Raw genomic sequence first — 22497 nt, 5'->3', positions numbered from 1 at the left:
GACGATCGGACGTACTGCACTATGACGACATGATCTCGCTGCCTGTGCCCGCGCTCGGACTCTCGGTCGCCGGTTCCATCGTCGACGTCACCCGGACCGTGCTCGGACGCACCCGCGAGACCGCCGAGTTCGCGCTGTCGATCCCGGCGCGGGTGGAAAGCCTGCTCGGCGAGGCCGAATCGCTCATCGACTCGGTCGAATCGCTGATCCGCCGCATCGACAGCGTGGTCACCGACGCCACCGACATCGTCGAGGGAGCATCGGTCGCCGTCGCGCAGGCCACGCAGGTGATCGCCTCGACCATCGGCGTGGTGGAGGAAGCCGCCGACGCGGTCACGCGCGCCACGGAGATCATCGACTCGACGGGCGGGGTCGTGCGCGACGCGACGGCGGTCGCGGCGGACGCGCGGGTCGTCGTCGAATCCGCGGGCCGCAGCTCCGACGCCGCCGGGGAACTGCTCGAGACCTACAAGCCCCTCGCCGACCGGGCCGCTCCCCTGGCCACCCAGTTCGTCGAGGAGTTCTCACCGGAAGAACTGCGCGCGGCGATCAAGCTCATCGACCGGCTCCCCGAGATCACCGAGCGGGTCGACTCGGTCCTGCCCATCATGGCGACGCTCGACACCGTCTCCCCCGAGATCCACGAACTGCTCCTCGTCGCGAAGGACGTCCGACAGGCCATCGTGGGCGTGCCCGGCTTCAACTTCCTGCGCCGACGCGGCGAGGAGAAGGAGATCCAAGGTGATGACTGACCGCACCGCGGTCGGCGACGACTGACAGACCCCCGGAAGGCTCTACCGGTGGGCCGTCGAGAGGAACTGGTGCGTCGCCGCGTCGACGATCTCGTCGGGCGAGATGGTGATCTCGTCGTTCAACCACGCGGTGACCAGTTCGGCCAGACCCCCGACGAACAGCAGTCCGTTGATCTCACCCCGCTCGGGCGGCCACGCCCGGTCGCCGTACATGCGGGTCGCTTCGTCGGCGACCATCTGGGCGAAACTCCGTAGCGACGCTCGTCTGTGGGTGCGCAGGGGTTCGAAGCCGGCGGACTCGATGAGCGAGACCCGGCCCTTGCGCGGGTCGTCGGTGAGGATCGCGACGAACGACGCGATGGCGTTCCGCACGAGGTCTTCGAGTGTGCCCGTGCCGGCGCGGAGGACGGCGAGCACGGCCTCGCGCACCTCGTCGGCGATCTTGTCGAGGACCTGCTGCAGCAGATCGTCCCTGCTGGTGAAACTCTCGTAGAAGTACCGCTCCGTCAGCTTGGCGTGTGCGCAGATGGCGGTCATGGTGGCGCCGCTCTTCCCCGAGGCCGCGAACAGTTCCAGTCCTGCTTCGAGCAGGGCTTCGCGCCGCAGCGCGACACGCTGTTCGCCGCTCAGACCGGCGTAGCGGCGGGGCGCGGGGGAAGTCATGGGACCGATCTTGACAGACGCGATCGATGTGACGCAGACTACACCCCAATCTGACAGGGTCTCCTGTCAGATGTCCGCAGAACTGGAGGTTCGTCGTGACCCGGATCCTGGCGGCTCCCCCCGCCCACTCCCAGCTGCGCCCGGTCCCGGGACGATCGGGAATACCCGGTATCGGGCACGTCCTCGAATACATCCGCGATCCCCTCGCGATGATGCAGAAGCACTGGGACCGCTACGGCGAGGTCTCCTGCTTCTCGGCGGCCGGTCGACGCTGGATCTCGGTCCTCGGACCCGACGCCTGCCAGGAGGTGCTGCAGAACAAGGACCGGGCCTTCGCCAACGGCGACGGTTGGTCGGCACTGATCGGGCCGTTCTTCCACGGCGGCCTCATGCTCCTCGACTCGGAGGAACATCACCGGCACCGCCGCATCATGCAGCAGGCGTTCACCCGATCACGCCTCGAGAAGACCGTCGACGCCATGAACCCGTCGATCGCCGAGAAACTCGACAAGTGGGTTCCCACCGACGGATTCCGCGCCTACACGGCACTGAAGACACTCACGCTCGATCTCGCCACCGACATCTTCATGGGCGGCGCCGAGGACTCCACACCGGCCGAGATCGAAGCGGTGAAGAAGGCATTCATCGACTGCGTGCAGGCCGCGACCTCGATCGTCCGGTATCCCGTCCCCGGCACCAGATGGAAGCGCGGACTCGACGGGCGCCGGGTGCTCGAGGATTTCTTCCGGCACTATCTCCCGGCACGACGCTCGCGCGAGACGGACGACCTCTTCTCGGTGCTGTGTCACATCGAATCCAAAGCGGGACAACGGTTCAGCGACGACGAGATCGTCGATCACATGATCTTCCTGCTGATGGCCGCGCACGACACGTCGACCATCACGATCTCCACGATGATGCAGTATCTCGGGCAACACCCGCAGTGGCAGGACCGGTGCCGGGCCGAGTCGCTCGCGCTGGGCACCGCCGCACCGAGTCACGCCGATCTCGACGCGCTCGGCAGCCTCGATCTGGTGATGAAGGAATGCCTCCGGCTGGTCTCCCCGGTCCCGGTCCTGGCGCGACGGGCCGTGCGCGACACCGAGGTCCGGGGACACTTCGTGCCGGCCGGTACGTATGCCTCCGTGGCACCGCACTTCACGCACCACATGCCGGAGTACTGGCCGGAGCCCGAACGTTTCGACCCCGAACGCTTCGCGGAGCATCGACGCGAGGACAAGGTCCACCGCTACGCGTGGGAGCCGTTCGGTGGGGGCGTCCACAAGTGCCTCGGCATGCACTTCGCCGGGGTCGAGGTCAAAGCGATCGTCCACCAACTGCTGCTGCGCTTCGACTGGCACGTCGACCCCGGCTACGTCGCCCCGCTCGACTTCACGTCGTTGCCGTTCCCGTCCGACGGGCAGCTGGTCGACCTGCGACTGCGGTCGACCGACTCCGAACGTCAGGCCGTGTAGAGCATCAGGCGGTGTAGAGACCTGCGCCCGCGCGGCTGAGCACGAGCTTGGGCACCACGGCCCGCGACGACAGCTTGAGCAGCGCGTCGACGATCTCGACGACGTCGTTCACCTCGATCATGGACTCGGCCGGGATCTTGTCCTTGATCCAGTCGGACATGTCGGTGTCGACGTAGGCGGGTGCGAGCGCCGACGCCGAGATGCCGTTACCGGACTCCTCGGCGTTGAGCGTCTCCACCAGCGAGATCAACGCGGCCTTCGTCGCACCGTAGGCGGCGAGACCGGCCTCGGCGTAGACACCCGTGATCGACGAGAGCGCAACGATCTTCGATCCGCGGGCCGGATCGCTCTCCGCCTCGGCGCGCAGCAACGGCAGCGACGCCTGGATGAGCGCGAACGGAGCATTGAGGTTCACAGCGACCGTCTTGTCGAACCGCCGGGCCGGGAACTCGGCGATCGGGCCTGCCGTGCCGACACCGGCATTGAGGATCAGCGCCTTCATCGAACCGAACGCCTCGCGATGCGTCTCCACGACGCGGGCGGTGGCTTCCGGATCGGCGAGATCGGCTGCGACGGCACGTACCTCCTTGGCACCCGCCTCCCGCAGACGCTCGGCGACGCTCTCGAGGCGGTCCGCGCCGCGAGCGCTGATCGTCAGCGCGTAGCCGCGTTCGGCGAGGCGGGTTGCGATACCGAGGCCGATTCCTCTCGAGGCTCCGGTCACGAGCGCGCTGGTCACGCGTGTGCTCCCTTCAGTGCTGCGAGTCCTGCTGCCACCAGATCCGGCACGGCTTCACCGGCACGGTCGAAACCGTCGCCGACGGTCGCTCCGGCACGCCACCGATGGTTGATGCCCTCGGCGATGACGGCGAGCTTGAGGTAGGCCAGACCCATGTAGAAGTTCCAGTTGGCGATGTCGCGACCCGACGCCGTGGCGTAGCGCTGCACCAGATCGTCCGCCGCCGGCAGGCGGTCGCTCGACCATGCCGCCGGGAAGCCCAGGATGTCGTCGAGCGCCGGATGCCGGTACACGCACATCATGGCGAGATCGGTGAGCGGGTCGCCGAGGGTGGACAGTTCCCAGTCCACCACGGCGACGACGCGTGCCGGGTCGGTCGGGTCCAGGATGGTGTTGTCGATGCGGTAGTCGCCGTGGACGATCGACGGGGCGGGCGACTCCGGGATCGACTCGGCGAGCGCGGCGTGCAGTCGTTCGAGATCCGGCAGTTCGCGGGTCTTGACCCGGCCCCACTGGCTCGCCCACAGCTTCACCTGCCGGGTCACGTAGCCGTCCGGCCGGCCCAGTCCCCCGAGACCGACGGCCTCGAAGTCGACGTTGTGCAGTTCGGCGATGATGCGCACGAGTTCACCGACGCAGCGGTCGATCTCGTCGTCGCCGAGCGCGTCGAGGTCGGCTTTGCTGCGCACCACACGTCCGTCGACGAACTCGACGACGGTGAACGGCGCGCCCATCACCGAGTCGTCCTCGCACTGGACGACGGTGGGCGCGACCGGCACACCGGTGCCCTTCAGTGCCGACGTGATGCGGAACTCGCGGGCGACGTCGTGCGCCGACGGCGTCAGACCCGTGGTCGGAGGGCGACGCAGCACCCAGTGGGACCTGTCGTCGCGCAGCCCGTAGGTGAGGTTGGACTTGCCGCCCGAGATGAGCTCCGCCCGGAGTTCACCGTGGACGGTCACACCGGAGTCGGCGAGGAAACGCTCGAGAACGGCGAGGTCGAGTCCCTCGTGCACGGCGGTCATTTCGCGGCCTCGCGGGCCGCCTTGCGGACGGCGCCGACGGCACGCTTGGCGATGGCCCAGCGGTGCACCTCGGACGGGCCGTCGTACACGCGGAACGGCCGGACCTCGCGGGTGAGGCGTGCGATCGGAAGGTCTTCGGAGACACCGAGACCGCCGCACATCTGAGCGGAGCGGTCGACGATGCGGAAGATCGCTTCGGCGGCGAAGGTCTTGGCGATCGACGTGGCGTTCGAGGCGTGCGAACCCTGGTCGAGTTCCCAGCACGCCTGCACGAGCAGCGCACGGGTCGCGGCGATGTCGATCTCGTTGTCGGCGATCATCTTCTGGATCATGCCGAGATCGCCGAGGCGGGAGCCGAATCCTTCACGTTCCGCGACGTAGCGGACGGCGGTGTCGTGACCGCGGCGGGCGGCACCGAGCCAGCGCATCACGTGCGTCATGCGGGCAGGGCCGAGGCGCACCTGCGCGTAGGCGAAGCCCTGGTCGACCTCGCCGAGCACGGCGGAGTCGGGGACGAACAGGTCCTCGAAGTCGACCTCGCAGTGACCGCCGATCATGGAGCGGTCGAGGGTGTTGATATGGCGGCCGACCTTCAGGCCCGCGGTGTCGGCGGGGGCGAGGAACATGGTCGCGCCGCCGCGCTGGCCGGGCTCGCCCGAGGTGCGGGCCATGATGATGAAGAATCCGGCACCGTCGGCGCCGGTGATGAAGTGCTTGCGGCCGTTGATCTTCCAGCCACCGGAGACCTTCTCGGCGCGTGTATTCAGCGCGTTGGGATCGGCGCCGGCGCCGGGGGCGGGCTCGGTCATCGCGAAGGCCGAGCGCACGTCGCCGGCGGCGAGGGGCGCGAGGAACTGCTGCTTCTGCTCGTCGCTGGCGATGTGCGCGAGCATGTGCACGTTGCCCTCGTCGGGGGCGGCGATGTTGAGCGCGGTGGGACCGAAGAGCGAGTAGCCCGCGGCCTCGAAGACCGGGGCGCGGTCGGACATGTTCAGGCCGTGGCCGCCGTATTCGACGGGTGCGTGCGGGGCGAAGACACCGGCAACCTTGGCGGCCTTCTGCAGATCCGCCCGGATCGCGTCGCCACCGGCCGCGGTGATGTCGCCACCGTGGGCGTCCTCGACGGGAAGCACCTCGTCGCGGATGAACTGTTCGGTCCGCGCGATGAGGTCCCGGACGTGGTCCGAGTAGGACAGGTCGACCGCCATGCTGAGCTCCTTCCGTACCGACCGATCGATCGCTCGGTCGAGTTCACGGTGGCATATCCCCGCCACCGGGTCAAGCCCGGAAGGCGCGCTCGGCTACTTCGCTCCGACCGCGCTCCGCGCGACCTGCAGGTAGCGGTGCACGATCTCGTCGGGCGACAGCGAGCCGTCCGGTCGGTACCAGCTCGCCACCGCGACGCACATCGTCGTCACGGCGCGACTGGCGTCCTGTGGGTAGGGGGTGGAGAAGGTGCCGTCGGCGACACCGGCCTCGACGATCTCGTCGATCATGCGCTGCTGCTCGTCCCGCAGGGCAACGAACGCGCGGCGGGCCTCGGGTTCCATGCTGCGCATCTCGGTCGACGCCACGAACGCCTGGTCGCGGCGGAACATGTGGAAGCGCAGCAGTGACTCGACGACGGCGTCGAACTTCTCGGAGGGGGTGGGTCCGGCTTCATCGATCGCCTGCCGGCTGCGCGCGAGCAGGTCGTGCAGCACGGTGGTCGTGAGCGAGACGAGCAGCGCCTGCTTCGATGGGTAGTGGTGGTACAGCCCCGGCACCGACAGGCCGGACCGCGACGCGACCTCGCGGATGGACGTGCCGTCGTAGCCGCGTTCGGCGAACGCCTCGAGCGCAGCGGCGAGCGGCTTGGGCAGGTCGGTCGGGCCGTAGTCCCGCCAAGAGCCGACGTCGCCGGAAACCGAATCCTCACGCGTGTCCATGCTCAACACCGTAAGGGACGGTTCCGGCGACGTCGGCGCTCGCAGGATCGAGAGCCGCTCGCAGGATCAGTAATCGTCCTCGCCGTAGAGGACGAGGCCGCGGAGGTTCTTGCCGGCGTGCATGTCGGCGTAGCCCTCGTTGATGTCCTCGAGCTTGTAGGTCTTGGTGACGAGGTTGTCGAGATCGAGCTGCCCGTTCCGGTACAGCTCGAGCAGCTTCGGGATCTGCGATCGCGGGCCGGTGCCACCGAAGATGGCCCCCTGCAGGCGCTTCTGCAGCAGCGTCAGTTCGAACAGGCTCATCGTCACCTGCGAGTCGGTGGCGTGGCCCATGCCGACGACCACGACCTGGCCACCCTTCGCGGTGAGACCGAGTGCGGGGCCGATGATGTCGCCGGTGATCTCACCGACCGTGATGACGGTGACGTTGGCCATCTGACCCCAGGTGATCTCGCCGATCACCGGTGCGGCCTCCTCGATCGATGCGAAGACATGCGTCGCGCCGAATTCCTTGGCCTTCTGCCGCTTGAACTCGACCGGGTCGATCGCGACGACGAACCGCGCCCCGGCGTGTGCTGCGCCCTGGACGGAGTTGATGCCGACACCGCCGACACCGATGACGACCACGGTGTCGCCGAGCTTGGTGCCGCCGATCTCGGTGGCCGAACCCCAGCCGGTCGCGACACCGCACCCGAGCAGGGCCGCCTTCTCGAGCGGGATGTCCTTCTCGATCTTGATGACCGACGCCTCGTTGACCGTGACGTACGGCGCGAACGTGCCGAGCAGGCACATCTGCAGCACCGGGTCGCCGTTCAGCGTCGCGCGGTAGGTCTTGTCGGAGATCGCCTGGCCTGTGAGCAGGCCGGCGCCCTCGTCGCAGATGTTCTGCATGCCCTTGGCGCAGGCCCGACAGCGGCCGCAGGCGGGGATGAACGCGAGGACGACGTGGTCGCCCTCCTCGAGACCCCGCACTCCCGGGCCCACCTTGGTGACCACGCCCGCGCCCTCGTGACCACCGAGGACCGGGAAGGACGGAAGCGGTGTCGCCCCCGAGCGCAGATGCTCGTCGGAATGGCACAGACCCGAGGCCGCGAGGCGGATCTGCACCTCACCTGCGACGGGATCGCCGAGATCGATCTCCTCGATCTCCCACGGCTGGTTGATTCCCTTGACGACTGCTGCCTTCGTCTTCACCCGAGCCTCCTGAGCCGAAAGTGTGTGTGACGTGCGTCACGGCATTCAAACACTTATCGGACGTTAGAGCAACGGGTTCGAAACTCTTCCGCAGCGGCCATTTACCCGCTACATTCGGTAACAGACAACTTCTCGTGAAGGGCTTCAGCCATGATTCACGTCCGCCACAGCGCCGTCGCAGACATCCCCGTCGACCTCGCGTTCTCCTACGTCGACGACTACCGGAACGTCCCCGACTGGATGTTCGGGGTGGCCCGCTTCCAACCCGTGGGCGAGCAGGTCTCCGGCCTCGGTGCCGTCTACGACTCGACCATGCGCATCGGCCCCAAGGATCTCGATTCGCGCGTGGAAGTCGTCGAATGGGAACGCAATCGCGTGATCGTCCTCGACTCGATCGCCGGATTCCGCGCCGCGTCGTCGTGGACCTTCACGGACCTCGGCGACGCGACGCGGCTCGACGTCGACTTCGGTTACCGGCTGCCCGGTGGGATCGCCGGCCGCACACTCGGCATGCTCATCGAACCGATTGTGGGAACGGCGATCCGGCAGACCGAGCACGCGTTGCGCACGCGGCTCGGCCAGCTCGTCTAGGACCGGACTCAGAAGTTGCCGCGCGCGGCCTGCTCCCGCTCGATCGCCTCGAACAGCGCCTTGAAGTTGCCCTTGCCGAAGCCGAGCGAGCCGTGGCGCTCGATCAGCTCGAAGAACACGGTCGGGCGGTCGCCGACGGGCTTGGTGAAGATCTGCAGCAGGTAGCCGTCCTCGTCGCGGTCGACCAGGATGCCCCGCTTCTTCAGTTCCTCGATCGGCACCCGGACCTCACCGATACGGGCGCGCAGCTCCGGATCGTCGTAGTACGCATCGGGAGTCGCGAGGAACTCGACGCCCTCCTCGCGCAACCGGTCGACCGCGGTGAGGATGTCGTTGGTCGCCAGGGCGAGATGCTGTGCGCCCGGTCCGCGGTAGAAGTCGAGGTACTCGTCGATCTGCGAACGCTTCTTCGCGATGGCGGGCTCGTTGAGCGGGAACTTCACGCGGTGGTTGCCGTTGCACACCACCTTGCTCATGAGCGCCGAGTAGTCGGTCGCGATGTCGTCGCCGATGAACTCCGCCATGTTCGTGAAACCCATGACGCGGTTGTAGAAGTCGACCCACTCGTCCATGCGTCCGAGTTCGACGTTGCCGACGACATGGTCGAGCGCCTGGAAGATGCGCTTGGGCGCACCCTCGCGCTTGCGGTAGGTCGAGGTGCGCTCGACGTAGCCGGGCAGGTACGGACCGTTGTAGCGCGACCGGTCGACGAGCGTGTGCCGCGTGTCGCCGTAGGTCGCGATGGCGCCGATGCGGACGACACCGTTCTCGTCGCTGATCTCGTAGGGCTCCTCGAGGACGGTCGCCCCCTGCTTCCGGGCGTGCTCGATGCACTTGTCGACATCCGGGACCTGCAGGGCGATGTCGACCACGCCGTCACCGTGGAGGCGGTGGTGCTCGATCAGCGGGCTGTCCGGATCCACCGCACCCTTGATCACGAATCGCACGGCGCCGCTGCGCAGTACGTAGGCGTGGTGGTCGCGGTTGCCGGTGGTGGGTCCGGAATAGGCGATGAGTTCCATGCCGTAGGCGGACTGGTAGTAGTGCGCCGTCTGCGTGGCGTTTCCGACCACCCACACCACGGCGTCCCAGCCGCTGACGGGGAAGGGGTCCCGTTCGCTGTCGTACTCCACGAGACCGACCAGGCGCCGGAGCTCCTCGGCGTCGAGCTGAGCGAGTCGTTCGCTGTCGGTCAGGGTGTATTCCAGAGTCATCGCTGCAACCTCCTGCCGCTCACTGCGGCACAGTCGTTGTGTCGTGTGTCACCAGGAGAAACCCACCTGTCGGTGCGACGCAACGTCGCCTTCGGGAACTGGTCCGACTGACTGGAATCCGCCGGAATCCGCACGCTCACCTATACAATCGGGCTAGTTTTCGGCGCTCGATGGGAAGGAACCGCGATGCGCGAGCCCGTGCAGCTGGACGAATTGGATTTCGCTCTCCTCGAGGCCCTGCACGCCGACCCGAAGATCGGCGCGCTCGAGCTGTCCCGTCGGTTGAAGGTCGCGCGCGCCACCGTCTCGGCCCGCCTGCGACGCCTCGAGGACACCGGGGTGATCGCCGGCTACGAACCCCGGATCAACCTCGCCGCAGCAGGTTTCGACGTGCAGGCGTTCGTGACGATGGAGATCGTGCAGGGCGCGCTCGAAGACGTCACCGAGGTCCTCGAACGCATCCCCGGTGTGCTCGAGGCGTTCGCCACCACCGGCGCGGGCGACGTCCTGTGCCGGATCGGGGCCGAATCCCATCTCGGTCTCCAGCAGACCCTCATCGAGCTGAACCGCTCCTCGATCGTCGCGCGGTCGACAAGCGTGATGGTGCTGTCGGAAGTGGTGCACTACCGGGCGATGCCGCTGCTCCGCACCCTCGAGCCGGAACGATCCGCGAAGGCACCGGCCTACCGCCGCTGAACCGATCACGTCCACAATCCGTCTCCGACTAGCCGGATTGCACAGAAAAAAGCGCTCCGGGCATCCGGACCCTCCGCACGCTGCACAGTTCGATGAAGCACAGTTGCGCAGCATTTGTTACTGCCGTCACAGTCTTTCGCCATGAAGAACCTGCTGACGCGATTCGAAGAAAAAGCCCCCGAGATCGTCTTCGAGTGGCACGACACCGAGACCACCGCCCGGGGCTGGGTCGTCATCAACTCGCTGCGGGGCGGCGCGGCCGGCGGCGGCACCCGCATGCGCCGCGGCCTCGACCGGCGCGAGGTCGAGTCGCTGGCGAAGACCATGGAGATCAAGTTCACCGTCTCCGGACCTGCGATCGGCGGTGCCAAGTCCGGCATCGATTTCGATCCGTCCGACCCCCGCAAGGAAGGCGTGCTGCGCCGCTGGTTCGCGGCCGTCACTCCCCTGCTGCGTGCCTACTACGGCACCGGCGGCGACCTCAACGTCGACGAGATGAACGAGGTCGTTCCCCTCACCGAGTCCAACGGCTTGTGGCACCCGCAGGAAGGTGTCGTCAACGGACACTTCGGCAAGGACGAGCGCCAGCGCATCCAGCGGGTGGGCCAGCTGCGACTCGGCGTCGCGAAGGTTGTCGAGGACGCGCGGTTCACCCCTGCCACCAGCACGAAATACACTGTCGCCGATCTGATCACCGGTTACGGCGTCGCCGAGTCGGTCCGTCACCACCAGCTCGTCTATCGGGGCACCGACCTCGCCGGCAAACGCGTCGTGGTGCAGGGCTGGGGCAACGTCGGCGCCGCTGCTGCCTACTATCTCGCTCAGGCCGGCGCCTCGATCGTGGGCATCATCGACCGCGACGGCGGCATCCTCGCACCCGAGGGTCTCTCCTTCGACGAGGTCCGTACCCTGCTGCTCGAGCGCGACGGCAACGCCCTGCGCAGCGACCGCATGATCCCCTTCGACGAGGTGAACGACCGCATCTGGGATCTCGGAGCCGAGATCTTCCTCCCCTGCGCCGCGAGCCGCCTCGTCACCCGCGAGCAGGTCGACCGCATGGTCGCCGCGGGACTCGAGTCGATCGCTTCCGGCGCCAACGTTCCGTTCGCCGACGACGAGATCTTCTACGGCCCCACCTACGAGCACGCCGACAAGTCCGTCGCCGTGATCCCCGACTTCATCGCCAACTGCGGTATGGCCCGGGCTTTCGCCCAGCTCATGGAGGGCGACGTGGAGGTCTCTGACGCCGCCATCTTCGGCGATGTGTCCACCACCATCGAGACGGCACTGCGCCGCTGCCACGACCGGTCGACCGAGCTCACCGGGCTCGCCGCGACCGCCTTCGAGATCGCACTGGACCAGCTGGTCCCGGCCGGGGAGCGCATTGATGACTGACACCCTGGCCACGGCGACGACCAGCGCCCAGAGCACGGCCGGGACGACGACCGGCGCCCAGAGCACCGCCGGCCTGCATCGTGCCATGCGGCCCCGCCAGCTCGTCATGATGAGTCTCGGTGGCGCCATCGGGGCCGGCCTGTTCGTCGGGTCGGGGGCGGGTATCGCCGTCGCCGGCCCGGCGATCCTGATCTCGTTCCTGGTGGCGGCCGTTCTCGTCGTGTTCGTGATGCGCATGATGGGCGAGATGGCCGCGGCCAATCCCGCCAGCGGTGCGTTCTCCGAGCACACCGAGAACGCGCTGGGTCCTGTCGCAGGACGGACCATCGGTTGGCTGTACTGGGTGCAGGTGATCATCGTGATCGCTGCGGAGGCCACCGGCGCCGCCGCGATCACCGCGGTGGCACTGCCCGGCATCCCCCAGTGGGCGTCCGCGCTGTTCTACATGGTCGTGCTGACGGGCGTGAACCTCGTCGGTGTGCGCCGCTTCGGTGAGGTCGAATTCTGGTTCGCCGCAATCAAGATCGCCGCGATCCTCGGCTTCCTGGTGATCGGTGTCGCGATGATCGCCGGGTGGATGCCCACCTTCGAGACGACCGGCTTCTCCAACCTCACGGCGCACGGCGGGTTCGCTCCCACCGGCATCGCCGGTATCGCCGCCGGCCTGCTCATCGTGGTCTTCGCGTTCGGTGGCACCGAGATCATCGCGATCGCCGCCGCGGAGACCGCCGATCCCCGGCGCAACGTGGGCCGCGCGGTGCGCACCCTGGTGTGGCGCATCCTCGTGTTCTACATCGGGTCGGTGCTCGTGATGGTGACGATCCTGCCGTGGACCTCCGAGGATCTCGCGACCGGTCCGTTCGTCGCCGTGCTGCAGGCCGGGGCCGTCCCGGGCGCTGCCGCGGTGATGACCGTGATCGTCGTGGTCGCACTGCTCTCGTCGCTCAACGCGATGCTGTTCAGCGCTTCCCGGATGATCTTCTCGCTGTCGCACCGCGGATCGGCGCACCCCGTCTTCGGGCGACTGTCGTCCAACGGCGTTCCCCGCAATGCGGTGCTCGCCTCGGTGGCGTTCGGCTTCGTCACGGTCGGACTGAACTATCTCTACCCCGACCGGGTGCTGCCGCTGCTGCTCAACGCCGTCGGCTCCACGATCCTGGTGTTGTGGACGTTCGTCGCGGTCTCGCACCTCGTGCTCCGTCGTCGCGCACGCCGCAACGGCACCGAGGATGCACTGCCGCTGAAGATGTGGGGCTTCCCGTACCTGTCGTACGCGACGCTCGGTCTGCTCGCCGGCATCGCGGTGCTCGCCCTGTTCGACGCCGCCGCCCGCACGCAGCTGCTCGCGACCGGCGCGTTGACCGCAGCGATCGCCGGTACCTGCACGGTGCTGGCACGGCGACGCGCTGCGGCCGAGACGGCTCGCGTCGAGACGGTTCAGGAGCGCCAACCGTAAGGACGCGTGATTATCTCCATGAAGTGACCGGCGGGGTCGAGGAAGTAGGTTCCTCGACCCCCGTCGTTTCTGTTGATGCCGTGCGCCGACTGCCGGGGATCGGCCCAGTGTTCGATCTTCTGCTCGAGGATCCGGGCATAGATCTCGTCGAACTCCTCCTCCGACACGAGGAATGCGTAGTGCTGCGGCGGATACTCCACATCCGGTGGCGGTTCGGCGAAATCGAGAGTGACGCCGTTCGCGAGTTCGACGGCGAGGAAGTGCCCGGCGGGCACGGGGTCGGGCAGCCCGAACAGGGTGGTGAGGAAGTAGGCCGAATGCTGCTTGTCGTCGGCCGCGACGATGGTGTGGTTGAACGCAATACTCAAGGAGAACTCCTTGCGGTCCCGCGCCTCCATGCCTGACGCAGTCCGTCATCGACACGCGACGCTGCGTCCAGAGATACCTTCCGCACTCGGGGGATGCAAGCGATGAGTTCTCCGCGCTCCCCGGGTCGGTATTCGTCGACGACCTTCGAAAGGGGACGACGATGAAGCTCACGGTGACGACCTTCGTATCGGCCGACGGCGTGACCCAGGGGCCGGGCGGTCCCGACGAGGACCGCAGCGACGGCTTCGACCGCGGCGGCTGGGTAGTGCCGTTGTTCGACGAGGACACCGGCAAGTTCGTCGACGAGGTGTTCTCGCAGGTCGATGCGTTCCTGCTGGGTCGGAACACCTACGAGATCTTCGCTGCCTCGTGGCCGAACTCTACCAATCCCGACGATCCGGTCGCCCGGGCACTCAACACCCTCCCGAAATATGTCGCCTCCACGACGCTCACCGACCCGAAGTGGCAGAACACCACCGTCCTCGACGGCGACGTGGCCGCCGCCGTGGCCGAGTTGAAGAAGCAGCCCGGACGCGAACTGCAGGTGCACGGCAGCAGCCGGCTCGTCCACACCCTCTACGACCACGATCTGGTCGACGAGTACCGGCTCCTCACCTTCCCCGTCGTCCTCGGCCAGGGGCGGCGTCTGTTCCCCGTCGGCGGTCGCGACACGAAGTTCGATCTCGTCGAATCGCGCACCACCTCGTCCGGCATCCTCATCACCGTGTACCGGCCGGCCGGACGACCCGAGTACGGACTCGCCGAAGTCGAGTGACCCGAAGTACGAGCCGATCTGTACCGAGGGGCTGCTCGAACTCGCCTGCCGCATCATCTGTTCGAGACGGCTGCGGACCTCGTTCCGAAACGGTCGGCCGGAACCCGCTCTTGGGGGCCGGCCAAGATAGCATCGGGGCGGGAACTAGGTCAGGACTGGAGATGCCTCGCAACAGACGTCCGCAGGATCGGGAAGAGAAACGCGCCGAGATCGTGGTAGCCGCCCGACGGTTGTTCGTCGAGGAAGGATACGACGCGGCATCGATGACGCGGATCGCCCGTGACGCCGGAGTCGTATCGAACACGCTGTACTGGTATTTCCAGGACAAGGACTCGATATTGATCGCGGTCCTGGATGCGGTTCTGGCCGACTCGATGGCCTCCTACAGCAAGATGCTGGGCTCGGGGCTGGCCGATCGACTCTTGTGGTTGGTCGAAGAATTGGAACAGCTGGGGCGGTTGGTGAGTACGGTGCACACACGCGCCGAGAAGTCCGCGTCCGTTCAGCAATGGCACGAGCAGTTCCACACGCTGGCCGAAGGGTTGTTCCGGGCAGAGCTGATCGAGCTCGGTGTGCCCGCTGACGAAGTCGATCCGCTGGTAGCGATCGGCGTTTTCGTGGTCGAGGGCTTGCTGATGCACCCGACGGATCAGGCTCAGCGGCGCGCGGTGATCGAGACGTTGCTCAACGGCGCTCGCAGTCGTGCCGCAGCCACCGGCTGAGCGCCTGATCTGCGCGTCCACGAACTCGGAGCGACCTACTGTGCGGTGGGGTCGAATTGCCTTTCAAGGAAAGAGAGTTGGTCACACACGGCGTTTTCGAAGTGTTCACCGACGTAGATGTCGAAGTGGTCGCACACGTAGCTCTGAACCTGCACGTGTGCCAGGCCCTGTGCGTGACGCTTCGTGGTCTTCGCGGGCGCGGCCGCGTCGTTGTCGCAGACACACAGCAACGTCGGAGTGCTGAAACGAGCCAGCGCGCGACCGGGTCGATCGAGCGGAAGACGCAGCGCCAGCCGGGCAGCGAGGGCGTTGGCAGCCTCGAATTCGCCGTTCGGACCGCGCAGTACACCCCAGATGCTGTCGCGGCCGACCCCGGTCTCGGGTTCTTCCCTACCGTCGATCTCCGTCGGCTCGATGTTCTTCGACAGCTGAGCCCGCACCGACGGAAGCCGTTTCAACACCGTGCTGGTGCGCCGCGAGAGCCGGGTCCCCGCGGGCAGGAGTGCGGAAGCGCCGGCGAGGGCGTCGGGTGAGGCCACGAACGCGGGCATCCAGGACGCCCCCGCCATCGGCAACAGGATCGGCTTCGCACCGAACCACGACCCGACCGTGTCGAGAATGCCAGCCACTGTCAGTGCCACCACGCTCAGCGGGCCGGTCCGTATCCGCGCGCGCAACGACGCCGGACCGTCGGTGAAGGGACACTGCGCCACGACCGCCGCGACACGGGCGTCCTCGGAGGCGACCTGAAGGACATGACCTCCGCCGAACGAACTTCCCCACAAGGCGATCCGGTTGACATCGACCTCCGGGAGTGTGCGCACGAAGGCCAGAGCGGCATGCCAGTCGGCGCGTTGCCGGCCGATGTCGAGGATCTGACGCGGCTCTCCGCCGCTGGCCCCGAGGTGACGGTAGTCGAACACCAACACCGACCACCCCGCGGCGGCGAACCGTTCCGCGTAGGCATCCAGACGCATCTCCCGCACCGCTCCGAGCCCGTGCCCCATGATCACCATCGGGCGCGGACCAGTCAGGTCGGGTGTGGTGTACAGCCATGCGGCGCACTCGTCCTGGCCGGAGACGAACGAGACCTCGCGCCGCTGCACCGCTGCAGCCTCGCGCCGGTCGGCAGACCCACCGATTTCCATGACTTGTGCCCTCCCCGCTTCTCCACCACATTTCTTGGACGCCATTCAAGAAAGCGTCACGATTACGGTAAGGGCGTCTTGGATGCCAGTCAAGAAGACGGCAGGGATACGGGTCCGCAGTCAGGCGCCCTGACCGCGCTCGCGTTGCGTGGCCTCGTACCCCGTGGTCAGCCAGTACACCGCGCGATCGATCGTCGGCAGGATCTCGGCGAGTTCGATCTGTCCTTCGAGGCAGCGGCCGACGAGCCCGAAGACGACACTCGACAGGATCGACATCGACTCCTCGACGAAGACCGGGTCGACATCTTCCAGAACGGCCATGCCGACGGGAATCACCTCGTCGAAGCCTCGCATGTGCAGCCCTTCCCAACCGGGTGCCGTTCTCACCCTGAAGTAGGCGAGGAGCATCGCGGGGTTCTTCTCCCACGGTTCGAAGATGGCGCGGATGACGCGCATCATCGCCGGATGCAGGCGCTCGCCCGGCGCGCGCGGCTGCTCGACGAGGCCGGCGTGGTTCTCCTTCATCCAGTGCTCGATGGCGGCGAGAATCAGTTCCTCGCGTGTCGCGAACCGTTTGTAGACGGTGGACAGCGACATGCGCGTCCGGCGCGCGACCTCGCGCAGCTGGACGGCGTCGTAGCCGCCTTCCTCCAGGAGTTCGATCACGGTCTCGAGCAGGCGTGATCGCGCCTCGTCCGCTTCGTTCGGGATAGCGGTACCACTCATTCCGAAAACATCCTTGCCGTCAAGCGGTAACCGCGTTATCGTGACCCAGGTAACACGGTTACACCCTACCCCGGTGGTGGCCACCCAACCCGGCCGCACCGCCACCGTTCGAGCCCACATCCCCCTCCTGGAGCGCCGATGACGGGATCACCGAAGCGCCTGTACATCGATCGAGACCTGTGCGAAGCACACGCGTTGTGCATCGAGATCGCACCCGAGATCTTCGATCTTCCCGACGACGACATCGCGACCTGCGACGAGAACCCTCCGGAAAAACTCTGGCCCAAGGCCTATTCCGCTGCCAGCGCTTGCCCTCGTCAGGCCATCGGCATCGTCGAGAACCTCCCTTCTTCCCCGAAAGGTCCGTGAGCCGATGACCGATCTCGCATCCTCCGACTACTTCACCGACGGAGAGATCGCACAGAGTCCGTTCGAGTACTTCGACCACATGCGCAGCCGCAACCCGGTGTACCGGGAACCTCACTACGGCGTCGTGGTGGTCACCGGCTACCAGGAAGTGGTCGAAGGATTCAAGAACAGCGAGGCGCTGTCGGCGGTCAACTCGATCGGAGGTCCGTTCCCGCCGTTACCCTTCGAACCCGAAGGTGACGACATCACCGAACAGATCGAGGCCCACCGTCACCAGTTTCCGATCTTCGAACACATGGTGACGATGGACCCACCCGACCACACGCGCGCCCGGTCGCTGCTCGGACGACTCCTCACCCCGAAACGACTGAAGGAGAACGAGGAGTACCTCTGGGGACTGGCCGACGACGTCATCGACGAATTCATCGGTGAGGGCCGATGCGAGTTCCTCGGCGATTACGCAAAACCCTTCGCCACCATGGCGATCACCGACCTGCTCGGTGTGCCGGAAGAGGATCGCGAGGAGTTCCGGTGGGTACTCGGCGCCGGTGAACGGCCCGGCACGCGGGTCGGCGCACTCGATCACGAACCCGTCGGGATCAACCCCCTCGAATTCCTCGACGGACGTTTCGAGAAGTATCTCGCCGACCGTCGTCACGAACCCCGTAACGACATCCTCAGCGGTCTGGCCGCAGCGACCTATCCGGACGGCTCGATACCGGAATTGCTCGAGGTCGTCCGACCTGCGACGTTCCTGTTCGCAGCCGGCCAGGAGACGGTGACGAAACTCCTCAGTTCGTCGCTGCGGGTGCTCTGCGAACGCCCCGAGTACCAGAAGATCCTGCGCGAGGACCGCAGTCTCATCAAACCGTTCATGGAGGAATCGCTGCGCTTCGACAGTCCCACGAAGGTGGACTTCCGACTCGCTCGCAAGACCACGACCATCGGCGACGTCGAGGTGCCGGCCGGGACGGTCGTGATGCTGAGTCTCGCTGCCGCGAACCGTGATCCGCGTAAGTTCGAGGACCCGAACGAGTTCCGGCTCGATCGGAAGAACTCGCACGATCACATCGCATTCGGTCGCGGCCTGCACACCTGCGCCGGCGCCCCGCTCGCACGCATCGAAGGGCACGTCACCCTCAACCGCCTGCTCGATCGGATGGAGGACATCCGCCTCAGCGAGCAGGCACACGGCCCGGAGGACGACCGTATGTTCGCCTACGAACCCACCTTCCTTCTGCGCGGGCTCGTCGATCTGCACATCGAGTTCACCCGCAGCACGCAGTAACCCGGCAATCCCATGGCTCTGCATCGCCCGACCGGACGGTGCACGAAGTGAGAGGTGTTCAATGGCAGGAAGAGTCGAAGGCAAGGTCGCGTTCATCACCGGAGCCGCACGCGGACAGGGCCGCAGTCACGCGATCCGGTTGGCACAGGAAGGTGCCGACATCATCGCACTCGACATCTGCGGCCCGATCCGGGAGAACGCGCAGATCGAACCGTCCACCCCGGAAGACATGGCCGAAACGGTCGAAGCCGTCAAGAGTCTGAACCGGCGGATCGTCACGGCCGAGGCCGACGTCCGCGACTTCGACGCCGTGAAGGCCGCCGTCGACAACGGCGTCGAACAACTGGGCCGTCTCGATATCATCGTCGCCAACGCCGGAATCGGCACCGGTGGGGCGATGCTGCACGAGACCGACGAGTTCGATTGGCAGGAGATGCTCGACATCAACCTGTCAGGTGTGTGGAAGTCGATCAAAGCCGGAGTGCCGCACATCATTGCGGGTGGGAACGGCGGATCGATCGTTCTGACAAGCTCGGTCGGAGGATTGAAGGCCTATCCCACCATGGGCCCGTACATCTCCGCGAAGCACGGGATCGTCGGCATGATGCGCACGTTCGCCGTCGAACTGGGGCAACACTCCATCCGGGTCAACACCGTGCACCCCACCAACGTGAACACGCCGATGTTCATGAACGAGGGTGCCATGAAGATGTTCCGCCCCGACCTCGAGAACCCGGGCCCGGAGGACATGAAGGCGGCCACGCAGTTCATGCACGTCCTGCCGGTGGGATGGGTGGAACCGGAAGACATCAGTAATGCCGTTCTGTTCCTGGCGTCCGACGAGTCCCGTTACGTCACCGGTCTCACGCTCACTGTTGACGCCGGTAGTACGCTCAAGTGATCGGGCAAGTGGCCGAGCGAGTTCTGTCGGGGAATCCGCTCGGCCACTCCGTTATTCCTCGTCGGGTACGAAGATGTCCTCGATGCGACGCCCGAACAGGCGCGCGACGCGGAACGCCAACGGAAGGGACGGGTCGAATCGTCCCTTCTCGATCGAGATGATCGTCTGTCGCGAGACACCGAGCTCGTCGGCGAGCCTCTGCTGCGACCATCCGTTCTCCGCGCGCAGGGCCGCGAGCGAGTTGCGCACCCTCAGCCTTTCTGACGCTGCACGGCGTAGCGCACACCGAACGACGCGAACGCCACGAGAATGACCGCCATCAGCGCGTGCAGACCCTCGACCTCGATCGGAGCGAATGCCAGAGCGGTGCATCCCAGCCCCGTGACGAGAAGGATGTCGGTGAAAGCACCCGAGGCGGCTTTCTCGTACCAGGACGCCTCGACCGAATCCTCCGGCCGGTCCGTGGCGCCTTCGAGGGTCGACCGATCCACGAGAAGCACCCACGACAGGGCCGACAGCGAGGGCGCGGTCGCCAGCGCGACCGCTACACCGGCGGCCACGGGATAGTCGGATACCAACCCCAGGGCAACCGTCACCGCTCCCAGGACGGCTGTGGCCAGGATTCCGAGGACGATCGCCGGCGGTACCGCGCCGATCCACCGCGACCGCACCCGCACCTTGCCCCACTTGCTCCGCGCCACCGCCGATCCGGCATCCCCGCTGTCCATCACCGCCCCTTTCGCCGTAAAGCACGCTTTGCATGTAAAGGTAACTTAACAGCGCTCTCGGCACAGCGGAAACAAGGGGTTCCGTTCGGCTGGGCAGGTGTCATGATGGATCGAGCAGATCGACACGCCACGAGGCGAAGGGACTGCCATGGGCCTCTACAACGATCACGTCGTACCGCGACTGGTGAACATCGCCTGTGCACCGTCGTTCACCGAAGCGAACCGGAAACGAGTGTGCGCCGGCCTGAGCGGCCGCGTCGTCGAGCTCGGGTTCGGGTCGGGTCTCAACGTTCCCTACTACCCCACCGCCGTCGAATCGGTCAGTGCCGTCGAACCCGCCGATCTCGGATGGAACCTCGCCCGCTCGCGTATCGAGGACTCCCCCGTGCACATCGAGCGGTCCGGCCTGGACGGACAATCACTTCCATTCGAGGACAACACCTTCGACAGTGCACTGTCGACGTGGACCCTGTGCACCATCCCCGATGCCGACGCGGCCCTGCGCGAGGTACGTCGCGTCCTCGCACCGGGCGGCACCCTGCACTTCGTCGAACACGGACTCGCCCCCGACGAGAACGTCCGGCGGTGGCAGCACCGACTCGAACCGATCCAGAAGCGCGTCGCGGGTGGCTGCCATCTGACACGGCGGATCGCCGACCTCATCCGCGGTGCCGGGTTCGACATCCGCGAACTCGACACCTTCTACGAGGAGAAGACCCCGAAGTTCTTCGGCGCACTGTCGCTCGGAGTCGCCGAGGCCGCCCGGTAGGCGACGTTGTTCAGCCGACGATCCCCGCGTTCTTCGCCGCCTTCAACCAGTCGGGGAATTCGCTGAGCAGGCGCCGATACAGTTCGGCGTCGGTCACCTTCGAGATGTCGTCGACGCTGAAGAAGCCGGCATTGTCGACGCGGCGACCCGACATCGTGTCGAGCCGTTCGAGCACACCGTAATTGGCCTTGCCCAGCCCGACGAACTGCCAGAACGCCGGCAGCGCCGACGCGCTCTTCATCAGGTCGGCGATCTTCTGCTTCTGCGTGAAACCACCATCGGTGAAGAACAGCACCAACGTCGGCATCGCCGCTCCCGGCACGAGCGAGTCGATGATCTCGTTCATCACCGGCAGTTCGTCGTTGACGCCCCCGATCCGCCCGTAGTCGATGCCGCCGTGCGTTCCGTTGAGATGCAGGTAGGTGGACGACCACACGTCGACCTCGTGGACGACGATGTCGGGCAGCCGCGCGAACGACTTCGCATACAGATACGGTTCGAGCTTTCCGTCGTCGTCGACCTGCACCGCGATCGGCACCATGCGTTCGACGACCTCGTGGATGCGCTTGCTCGAGTACTCCCGGTTCATGCTGCCGGTCTTGTCGATGACGAGCACGACACGAGCCCGCACCCCCGGAGCGCCCTTGTCGAGCAGCACCTTCGCGACCTCACGCTTACGCATGTCGAGCTTCTGCCGCTTCTCGAGGGAGAGCTTCTCCTCCCCCGCCACGGTGCGCACACCCTGCGGGTCGGCGACCGGCGCGACAGGCTCGTCGTCGACCTGCACGCCGTGCTCACGCACCAGCGCGGACAGGCCGGCATCCCAGCCCGCGGAGACGTTGCGGACCTTCCAGGAGTCGTTCCGGCGATAGATCTCGAGCAGCACCGCGGCGCGTTCCGTCGTCAGATCCAACGCCCGCGCCGAGACCGTGCCGGCCAAATGCGCGATCTCCACCCCCAGACCGGTCACCGTCGCAAGGCTTCCGGCAACGCTGTCGTCGAGTGCGACCGCGATCGACAACCGCTCGACAGCTGCCGGCACCGACGTGAGGTCGATCGAGAGCTTGTCCGCCGCCACCAGGCGAACCGCGCCCTCCGGCGAGGACGGCTGGTTGAAGAATACGAAATCGGCGTCGTTCCGAACGCGCGAGTCGGCGCCGAGCTGGAAAACCATCAGGTCGACGGTTCCCTGACGGGCTCCTGCCACCGAGACCGTGACGGCTCCGGTTGCGATCGTAGTGTTCTCACCGCGCGCAAGTTCGGTCATGGGTTTCCTCGGAAAGGGATCGGATGTCGTGACGTCCGCACCCTATCGGCCGATATCCGTACACAGAAGAGCGTTCACCACTCGGCAGTGACGTTTGCGCACCTGAGGGAACATGTCGGGTATGCAGTCGAACAGCATTGCCTCGCCACGCGCACGTTGCTGAAGCAACTCGACCTGGTCTGGCTCTTCACTATGGATCTCGTGGACCGGTTGGTCTGACTCCTTGATGGGCGTGACGGTCTCGGCTCGGTGGACGCAGGATGGGTCTGGTGGGCGGGTCTGGCTCACGGCTCTTCTGACGCCACTG

25 protein-coding genes are annotated in these 22497 nt (G+C 66.5%); 12 read left to right on the top strand and 13 right to left on the bottom strand.

Features of this window, described 5'->3' with window-relative positions; all coding sequences use genetic code 11:
- Positions 1–29: 29 nt before the first annotated feature.
- A complete protein-coding gene (locus B9C99_RS16915) occupies positions 30–752 on the top strand; it encodes a ribulose 1,5-bisphosphate carboxylase large subunit (RefSeq protein ID WP_088898650.1) in 723 nt (240 codons plus the stop codon).
- A 42-nt stretch (positions 753–794) separates the two neighbouring features.
- Here B9C99_RS16915 and B9C99_RS16910 read toward each other — a convergent pair whose 3' ends face one another.
- Positions 795–1415 carry a TetR/AcrR family transcriptional regulator gene (locus tag B9C99_RS16910; protein ID WP_016692527.1) on the bottom strand — a complete coding sequence of 207 codons (621 nt, stop codon included), beginning with the start codon at positions 1413–1415 and terminating at the stop codon, positions 795–797.
- Between the two features lie 95 nt (positions 1416–1510).
- Between B9C99_RS16910 and B9C99_RS16905 the strand changes: the two genes are divergently transcribed.
- A complete protein-coding gene (locus B9C99_RS16905; protein WP_088898649.1) occupies positions 1511–2890 on the top strand; it encodes a cytochrome P450 in 1380 nt (459 codons plus the stop codon).
- Positions 2891–2894: 4 nt separating this feature from the next.
- On the opposite strand, the gene B9C99_RS16900 is transcribed toward B9C99_RS16905, so the two are convergent.
- The 5 genes from B9C99_RS16900 to B9C99_RS16880 all read right to left on the bottom strand — a co-directional run bounded on the left by B9C99_RS16900 (position 2895) and on the right by B9C99_RS16880 (position 7776).
- Complete coding sequence (locus tag B9C99_RS16900; protein WP_088898648.1) at positions 2895–3629, bottom strand: SDR family oxidoreductase; 735 nt, start codon at positions 3627–3629, stop codon at positions 2895–2897.
- Positions 3626–4654 (bottom strand): phosphotransferase family protein, encoded by a 1029-nt coding sequence (locus B9C99_RS16895; protein ID WP_088898647.1) that lies wholly within the window; start codon positions 4652–4654, stop codon positions 3626–3628. The genes B9C99_RS16900 and B9C99_RS16895 overlap by 4 nt, the downstream gene beginning before the upstream one ends.
- On the bottom strand, positions 4651–5862 hold the full coding sequence (locus B9C99_RS16890; RefSeq protein WP_088898706.1) for an acyl-CoA dehydrogenase family protein: 1212 nt from the start codon (positions 5860–5862) through the stop codon (positions 4651–4653). The genes B9C99_RS16895 and B9C99_RS16890 overlap by 4 nt, the downstream gene beginning before the upstream one ends.
- A 93-nt stretch (positions 5863–5955) precedes the next feature.
- Positions 5956–6582 carry a TetR/AcrR family transcriptional regulator gene (locus B9C99_RS16885; protein ID WP_088898646.1) on the bottom strand — a complete coding sequence of 209 codons (627 nt, stop codon included), beginning with the start codon at positions 6580–6582 and terminating at the stop codon, positions 5956–5958.
- Positions 6583–6648: 66 nt separating this feature from the next.
- The gene (locus B9C99_RS16880; protein WP_006554686.1) at positions 6649–7776 is read right to left on the bottom strand and encodes an NDMA-dependent alcohol dehydrogenase; all 1128 of its coding nucleotides are present in this window, start codon (positions 7774–7776) and stop codon (positions 6649–6651) included.
- A gap of 150 nt (positions 7777–7926) precedes the next feature.
- On the opposite strand from B9C99_RS16880, the gene B9C99_RS16875 reads away from it, so the two are divergent.
- On the top strand, positions 7927–8367 hold the full coding sequence (locus tag B9C99_RS16875; RefSeq protein WP_059382785.1) for an SRPBCC family protein: 441 nt from the start codon (positions 7927–7929) through the stop codon (positions 8365–8367).
- Between the two features lie 8 nt (positions 8368–8375).
- On the opposite strand, the gene hppD is transcribed toward B9C99_RS16875, so the two are convergent.
- Positions 8376–9581 (bottom strand): 4-hydroxyphenylpyruvate dioxygenase, encoded by a 1206-nt coding sequence (gene hppD, locus B9C99_RS16870; protein WP_016692535.1) that lies wholly within the window; start codon positions 9579–9581, stop codon positions 8376–8378.
- Between the two features lie 186 nt (positions 9582–9767).
- Between hppD and B9C99_RS16865 the strand changes: the two genes are divergently transcribed.
- The 3 genes from B9C99_RS16865 to B9C99_RS16855 all read left to right on the top strand — a co-directional run bounded on the left by B9C99_RS16865 (position 9768) and on the right by B9C99_RS16855 (position 13128).
- Positions 9768–10277, top strand: a complete 510-nt coding sequence (locus B9C99_RS16865; RefSeq protein ID WP_016692536.1) for an Lrp/AsnC family transcriptional regulator — start codon at positions 9768–9770, stop codon at positions 10275–10277.
- A gap of 141 nt (positions 10278–10418) precedes the next feature.
- Positions 10419–11672, top strand: coding sequence for a Glu/Leu/Phe/Val dehydrogenase dimerization domain-containing protein (locus tag B9C99_RS16860; RefSeq protein ID WP_006554690.1), 1254 nt, complete (start codon positions 10419–10421; stop codon positions 11670–11672).
- Entirely contained in the window at positions 11665–13128 is a 1464-nt protein-coding gene (locus tag B9C99_RS16855) for an amino acid permease (protein ID WP_088898645.1), read from the top strand. Before B9C99_RS16860 ends, B9C99_RS16855 begins: the two co-directional genes overlap by 8 nt.
- Here the strand turns inward: B9C99_RS16855 and B9C99_RS16850 are convergent.
- Positions 13110–13526 carry a VOC family protein gene (locus B9C99_RS16850; protein ID WP_085470078.1) on the bottom strand — a complete coding sequence of 139 codons (417 nt, stop codon included), beginning with the start codon at positions 13524–13526 and terminating at the stop codon, positions 13110–13112. The genes B9C99_RS16855 and B9C99_RS16850 overlap by 19 nt on opposite strands.
- Positions 13527–13657: 131 nt before the next feature.
- Here B9C99_RS16850 and B9C99_RS16845 point away from each other — a divergent pair, with 131 nt between their 5' ends.
- Positions 13658–14272, top strand: coding sequence for a dihydrofolate reductase family protein (locus B9C99_RS16845; protein ID WP_088898644.1), 615 nt, complete (start codon positions 13658–13660; stop codon positions 14270–14272).
- A gap of 161 nt (positions 14273–14433) precedes the next feature.
- Positions 14434–14994 carry a TetR/AcrR family transcriptional regulator gene (locus B9C99_RS16840; RefSeq protein ID WP_088898643.1) on the top strand — a complete coding sequence of 187 codons (561 nt, stop codon included), beginning with the start codon at positions 14434–14436 and terminating at the stop codon, positions 14992–14994.
- Between the two features lie 35 nt (positions 14995–15029).
- Here the strand turns inward: B9C99_RS16840 and B9C99_RS16835 are convergent, their stop codons facing one another.
- Both B9C99_RS16835 and B9C99_RS16830 read right to left on the bottom strand, forming a co-directional pair.
- Positions 15030–16142 (bottom strand): alpha/beta hydrolase, encoded by a 1113-nt coding sequence (locus B9C99_RS16835; RefSeq protein WP_088898642.1) that lies wholly within the window; start codon positions 16140–16142, stop codon positions 15030–15032.
- A 120-nt stretch (positions 16143–16262) separates the two neighbouring features.
- The gene (locus B9C99_RS16830; RefSeq protein ID WP_088898641.1) at positions 16263–16868 is read right to left on the bottom strand and encodes a TetR family transcriptional regulator; all 606 of its coding nucleotides are present in this window, start codon (positions 16866–16868) and stop codon (positions 16263–16265) included.
- Positions 16869–17006: 138 nt separating this feature from the next.
- Between B9C99_RS16830 and B9C99_RS16825 the strand changes: the two genes are divergently transcribed.
- The 3 genes from B9C99_RS16825 (at position 17007) to B9C99_RS16815 (ending at position 19426) form a co-directional block, all read left to right on the top strand.
- On the top strand, positions 17007–17237 hold the full coding sequence (locus tag B9C99_RS16825; RefSeq protein ID WP_088898640.1) for a ferredoxin: 231 nt from the start codon (positions 17007–17009) through the stop codon (positions 17235–17237).
- Between the two features lie 4 nt (positions 17238–17241).
- Positions 17242–18525, top strand: a complete 1284-nt coding sequence (locus tag B9C99_RS16820) for a cytochrome P450 (RefSeq protein ID WP_088898639.1) — start codon at positions 17242–17244, stop codon at positions 18523–18525.
- Between the two features lie 61 nt (positions 18526–18586).
- Entirely contained in the window at positions 18587–19426 is an 840-nt protein-coding gene (locus tag B9C99_RS16815; RefSeq protein ID WP_088898638.1) for a mycofactocin-coupled SDR family oxidoreductase, read from the top strand.
- Positions 19427–19477: 51 nt separating this feature from the next.
- Here B9C99_RS16815 and B9C99_RS16810 read toward each other — a convergent pair whose 3' ends face one another.
- Positions 19478–19675, bottom strand: coding sequence for a helix-turn-helix transcriptional regulator (locus B9C99_RS16810; protein WP_088898637.1), 198 nt, complete (start codon positions 19673–19675; stop codon positions 19478–19480).
- Positions 19676–19677: 2 nt separating this feature from the next.
- Positions 19678–20154, bottom strand: a complete 477-nt coding sequence (locus B9C99_RS16805; RefSeq protein WP_088898636.1) for a hypothetical protein — start codon at positions 20152–20154, stop codon at positions 19678–19680.
- 148 nt (positions 20155–20302) lie between these two features.
- On the opposite strand from B9C99_RS16805, the gene B9C99_RS16800 reads away from it, so the two are divergent.
- Positions 20303–20923 (top strand): class I SAM-dependent methyltransferase, encoded by a 621-nt coding sequence (locus B9C99_RS16800; RefSeq protein WP_088898635.1) that lies wholly within the window; start codon positions 20303–20305, stop codon positions 20921–20923.
- Positions 20924–20933: 10 nt separating this feature from the next.
- Here the strand turns inward: B9C99_RS16800 and B9C99_RS16795 are convergent, their stop codons facing one another.
- Positions 20934–22190 carry a VWA domain-containing protein gene (locus B9C99_RS16795; RefSeq protein ID WP_088898634.1) on the bottom strand — a complete coding sequence of 419 codons (1257 nt, stop codon included), beginning with the start codon at positions 22188–22190 and terminating at the stop codon, positions 20934–20936.
- Positions 22191–22497: the final 307 nt, after the last annotated feature.

The sequence above is a fragment of the Rhodococcus sp. BUPNP1 genome (genome assembly GCF_002215235.1).
Lineage (GTDB): Bacteria > Actinomycetota > Actinomycetes > Mycobacteriales > Mycobacteriaceae > Rhodococcus.
The sequence above is the reverse complement of the archived record's forward strand: the minus strand, read 5'-3'. Positions and strand labels throughout refer to the sequence as shown.

What these genes read in the sequence shown, in the direction of transcription:
- B9C99_RS16915 (WP_088898650.1), top strand. Translation starts at nt 30, where the DNA reads ATGATCTCGCTGCCTGTGCCCGCGCTCGGACTCTCGGTCGCCGGTTCC.
- B9C99_RS16910 (WP_016692527.1), bottom strand. Translation starts at nt 1,415, where the DNA reads ATGACTTCCCCCGCGCCCCGCCGCTACGCCGGTCTGAGCGGCGAACAG.
- B9C99_RS16895 (WP_088898647.1), bottom strand. Translation starts at nt 4,654, where the DNA reads ATGACCGCCGTGCACGAGGGACTCGACCTCGCCGTTCTCGAGCGTTTC.
- B9C99_RS16890 (WP_088898706.1), bottom strand. Translation starts at nt 5,862, where the DNA reads ATGGCGGTCGACCTGTCCTACTCGGACCACGTCCGGGACCTCATCGCG.
- B9C99_RS16885 (WP_088898646.1), bottom strand. Translation starts at nt 6,582, where the DNA reads ATGGACACGCGTGAGGATTCGGTTTCCGGCGACGTCGGCTCTTGGCGG.
- B9C99_RS16875 (WP_059382785.1), top strand. Translation starts at nt 7,927, where the DNA reads ATGATTCACGTCCGCCACAGCGCCGTCGCAGACATCCCCGTCGACCTC.
- hppD (WP_016692535.1), bottom strand. Translation starts at nt 9,581, where the DNA reads ATGACTCTGGAATACACCCTGACCGACAGCGAACGACTCGCTCAGCTC.
- B9C99_RS16865 (WP_016692536.1), top strand. Translation starts at nt 9,768, where the DNA reads ATGCGCGAGCCCGTGCAGCTGGACGAATTGGATTTCGCTCTCCTCGAG.
- B9C99_RS16860 (WP_006554690.1), top strand. Translation starts at nt 10,419, where the DNA reads ATGAAGAACCTGCTGACGCGATTCGAAGAAAAAGCCCCCGAGATCGTC.
- B9C99_RS16855 (WP_088898645.1), top strand. Translation starts at nt 11,665, where the DNA reads ATGACTGACACCCTGGCCACGGCGACGACCAGCGCCCAGAGCACGGCC.
- B9C99_RS16850 (WP_085470078.1), bottom strand. Translation starts at nt 13,526, where the DNA reads ATGGAGGCGCGGGACCGCAAGGAGTTCTCCTTGAGTATTGCGTTCAAC.
- B9C99_RS16845 (WP_088898644.1), top strand. Translation starts at nt 13,658, where the DNA reads ATGAAGCTCACGGTGACGACCTTCGTATCGGCCGACGGCGTGACCCAG.
- B9C99_RS16840 (WP_088898643.1), top strand. Translation starts at nt 14,434, where the DNA reads ATGCCTCGCAACAGACGTCCGCAGGATCGGGAAGAGAAACGCGCCGAG.
- B9C99_RS16835 (WP_088898642.1), bottom strand. Translation starts at nt 16,142, where the DNA reads ATGGAAATCGGTGGGTCTGCCGACCGGCGCGAGGCTGCAGCGGTGCAG.
- B9C99_RS16830 (WP_088898641.1), bottom strand. Translation starts at nt 16,868, where the DNA reads ATGAGTGGTACCGCTATCCCGAACGAAGCGGACGAGGCGCGATCACGC.
- B9C99_RS16825 (WP_088898640.1), top strand. Translation starts at nt 17,007, where the DNA reads ATGACGGGATCACCGAAGCGCCTGTACATCGATCGAGACCTGTGCGAA.
- B9C99_RS16820 (WP_088898639.1), top strand. Translation starts at nt 17,242, where the DNA reads ATGACCGATCTCGCATCCTCCGACTACTTCACCGACGGAGAGATCGCA.
- B9C99_RS16815 (WP_088898638.1), top strand. Translation starts at nt 18,587, where the DNA reads ATGGCAGGAAGAGTCGAAGGCAAGGTCGCGTTCATCACCGGAGCCGCA.
- B9C99_RS16805 (WP_088898636.1), bottom strand. Translation starts at nt 20,154, where the DNA reads ATGGACAGCGGGGATGCCGGATCGGCGGTGGCGCGGAGCAAGTGGGGC.
- B9C99_RS16800 (WP_088898635.1), top strand. Translation starts at nt 20,303, where the DNA reads ATGGGCCTCTACAACGATCACGTCGTACCGCGACTGGTGAACATCGCC.
- B9C99_RS16795 (WP_088898634.1), bottom strand. Translation starts at nt 22,190, where the DNA reads ATGACCGAACTTGCGCGCGGTGAGAACACTACGATCGCAACCGGAGCC.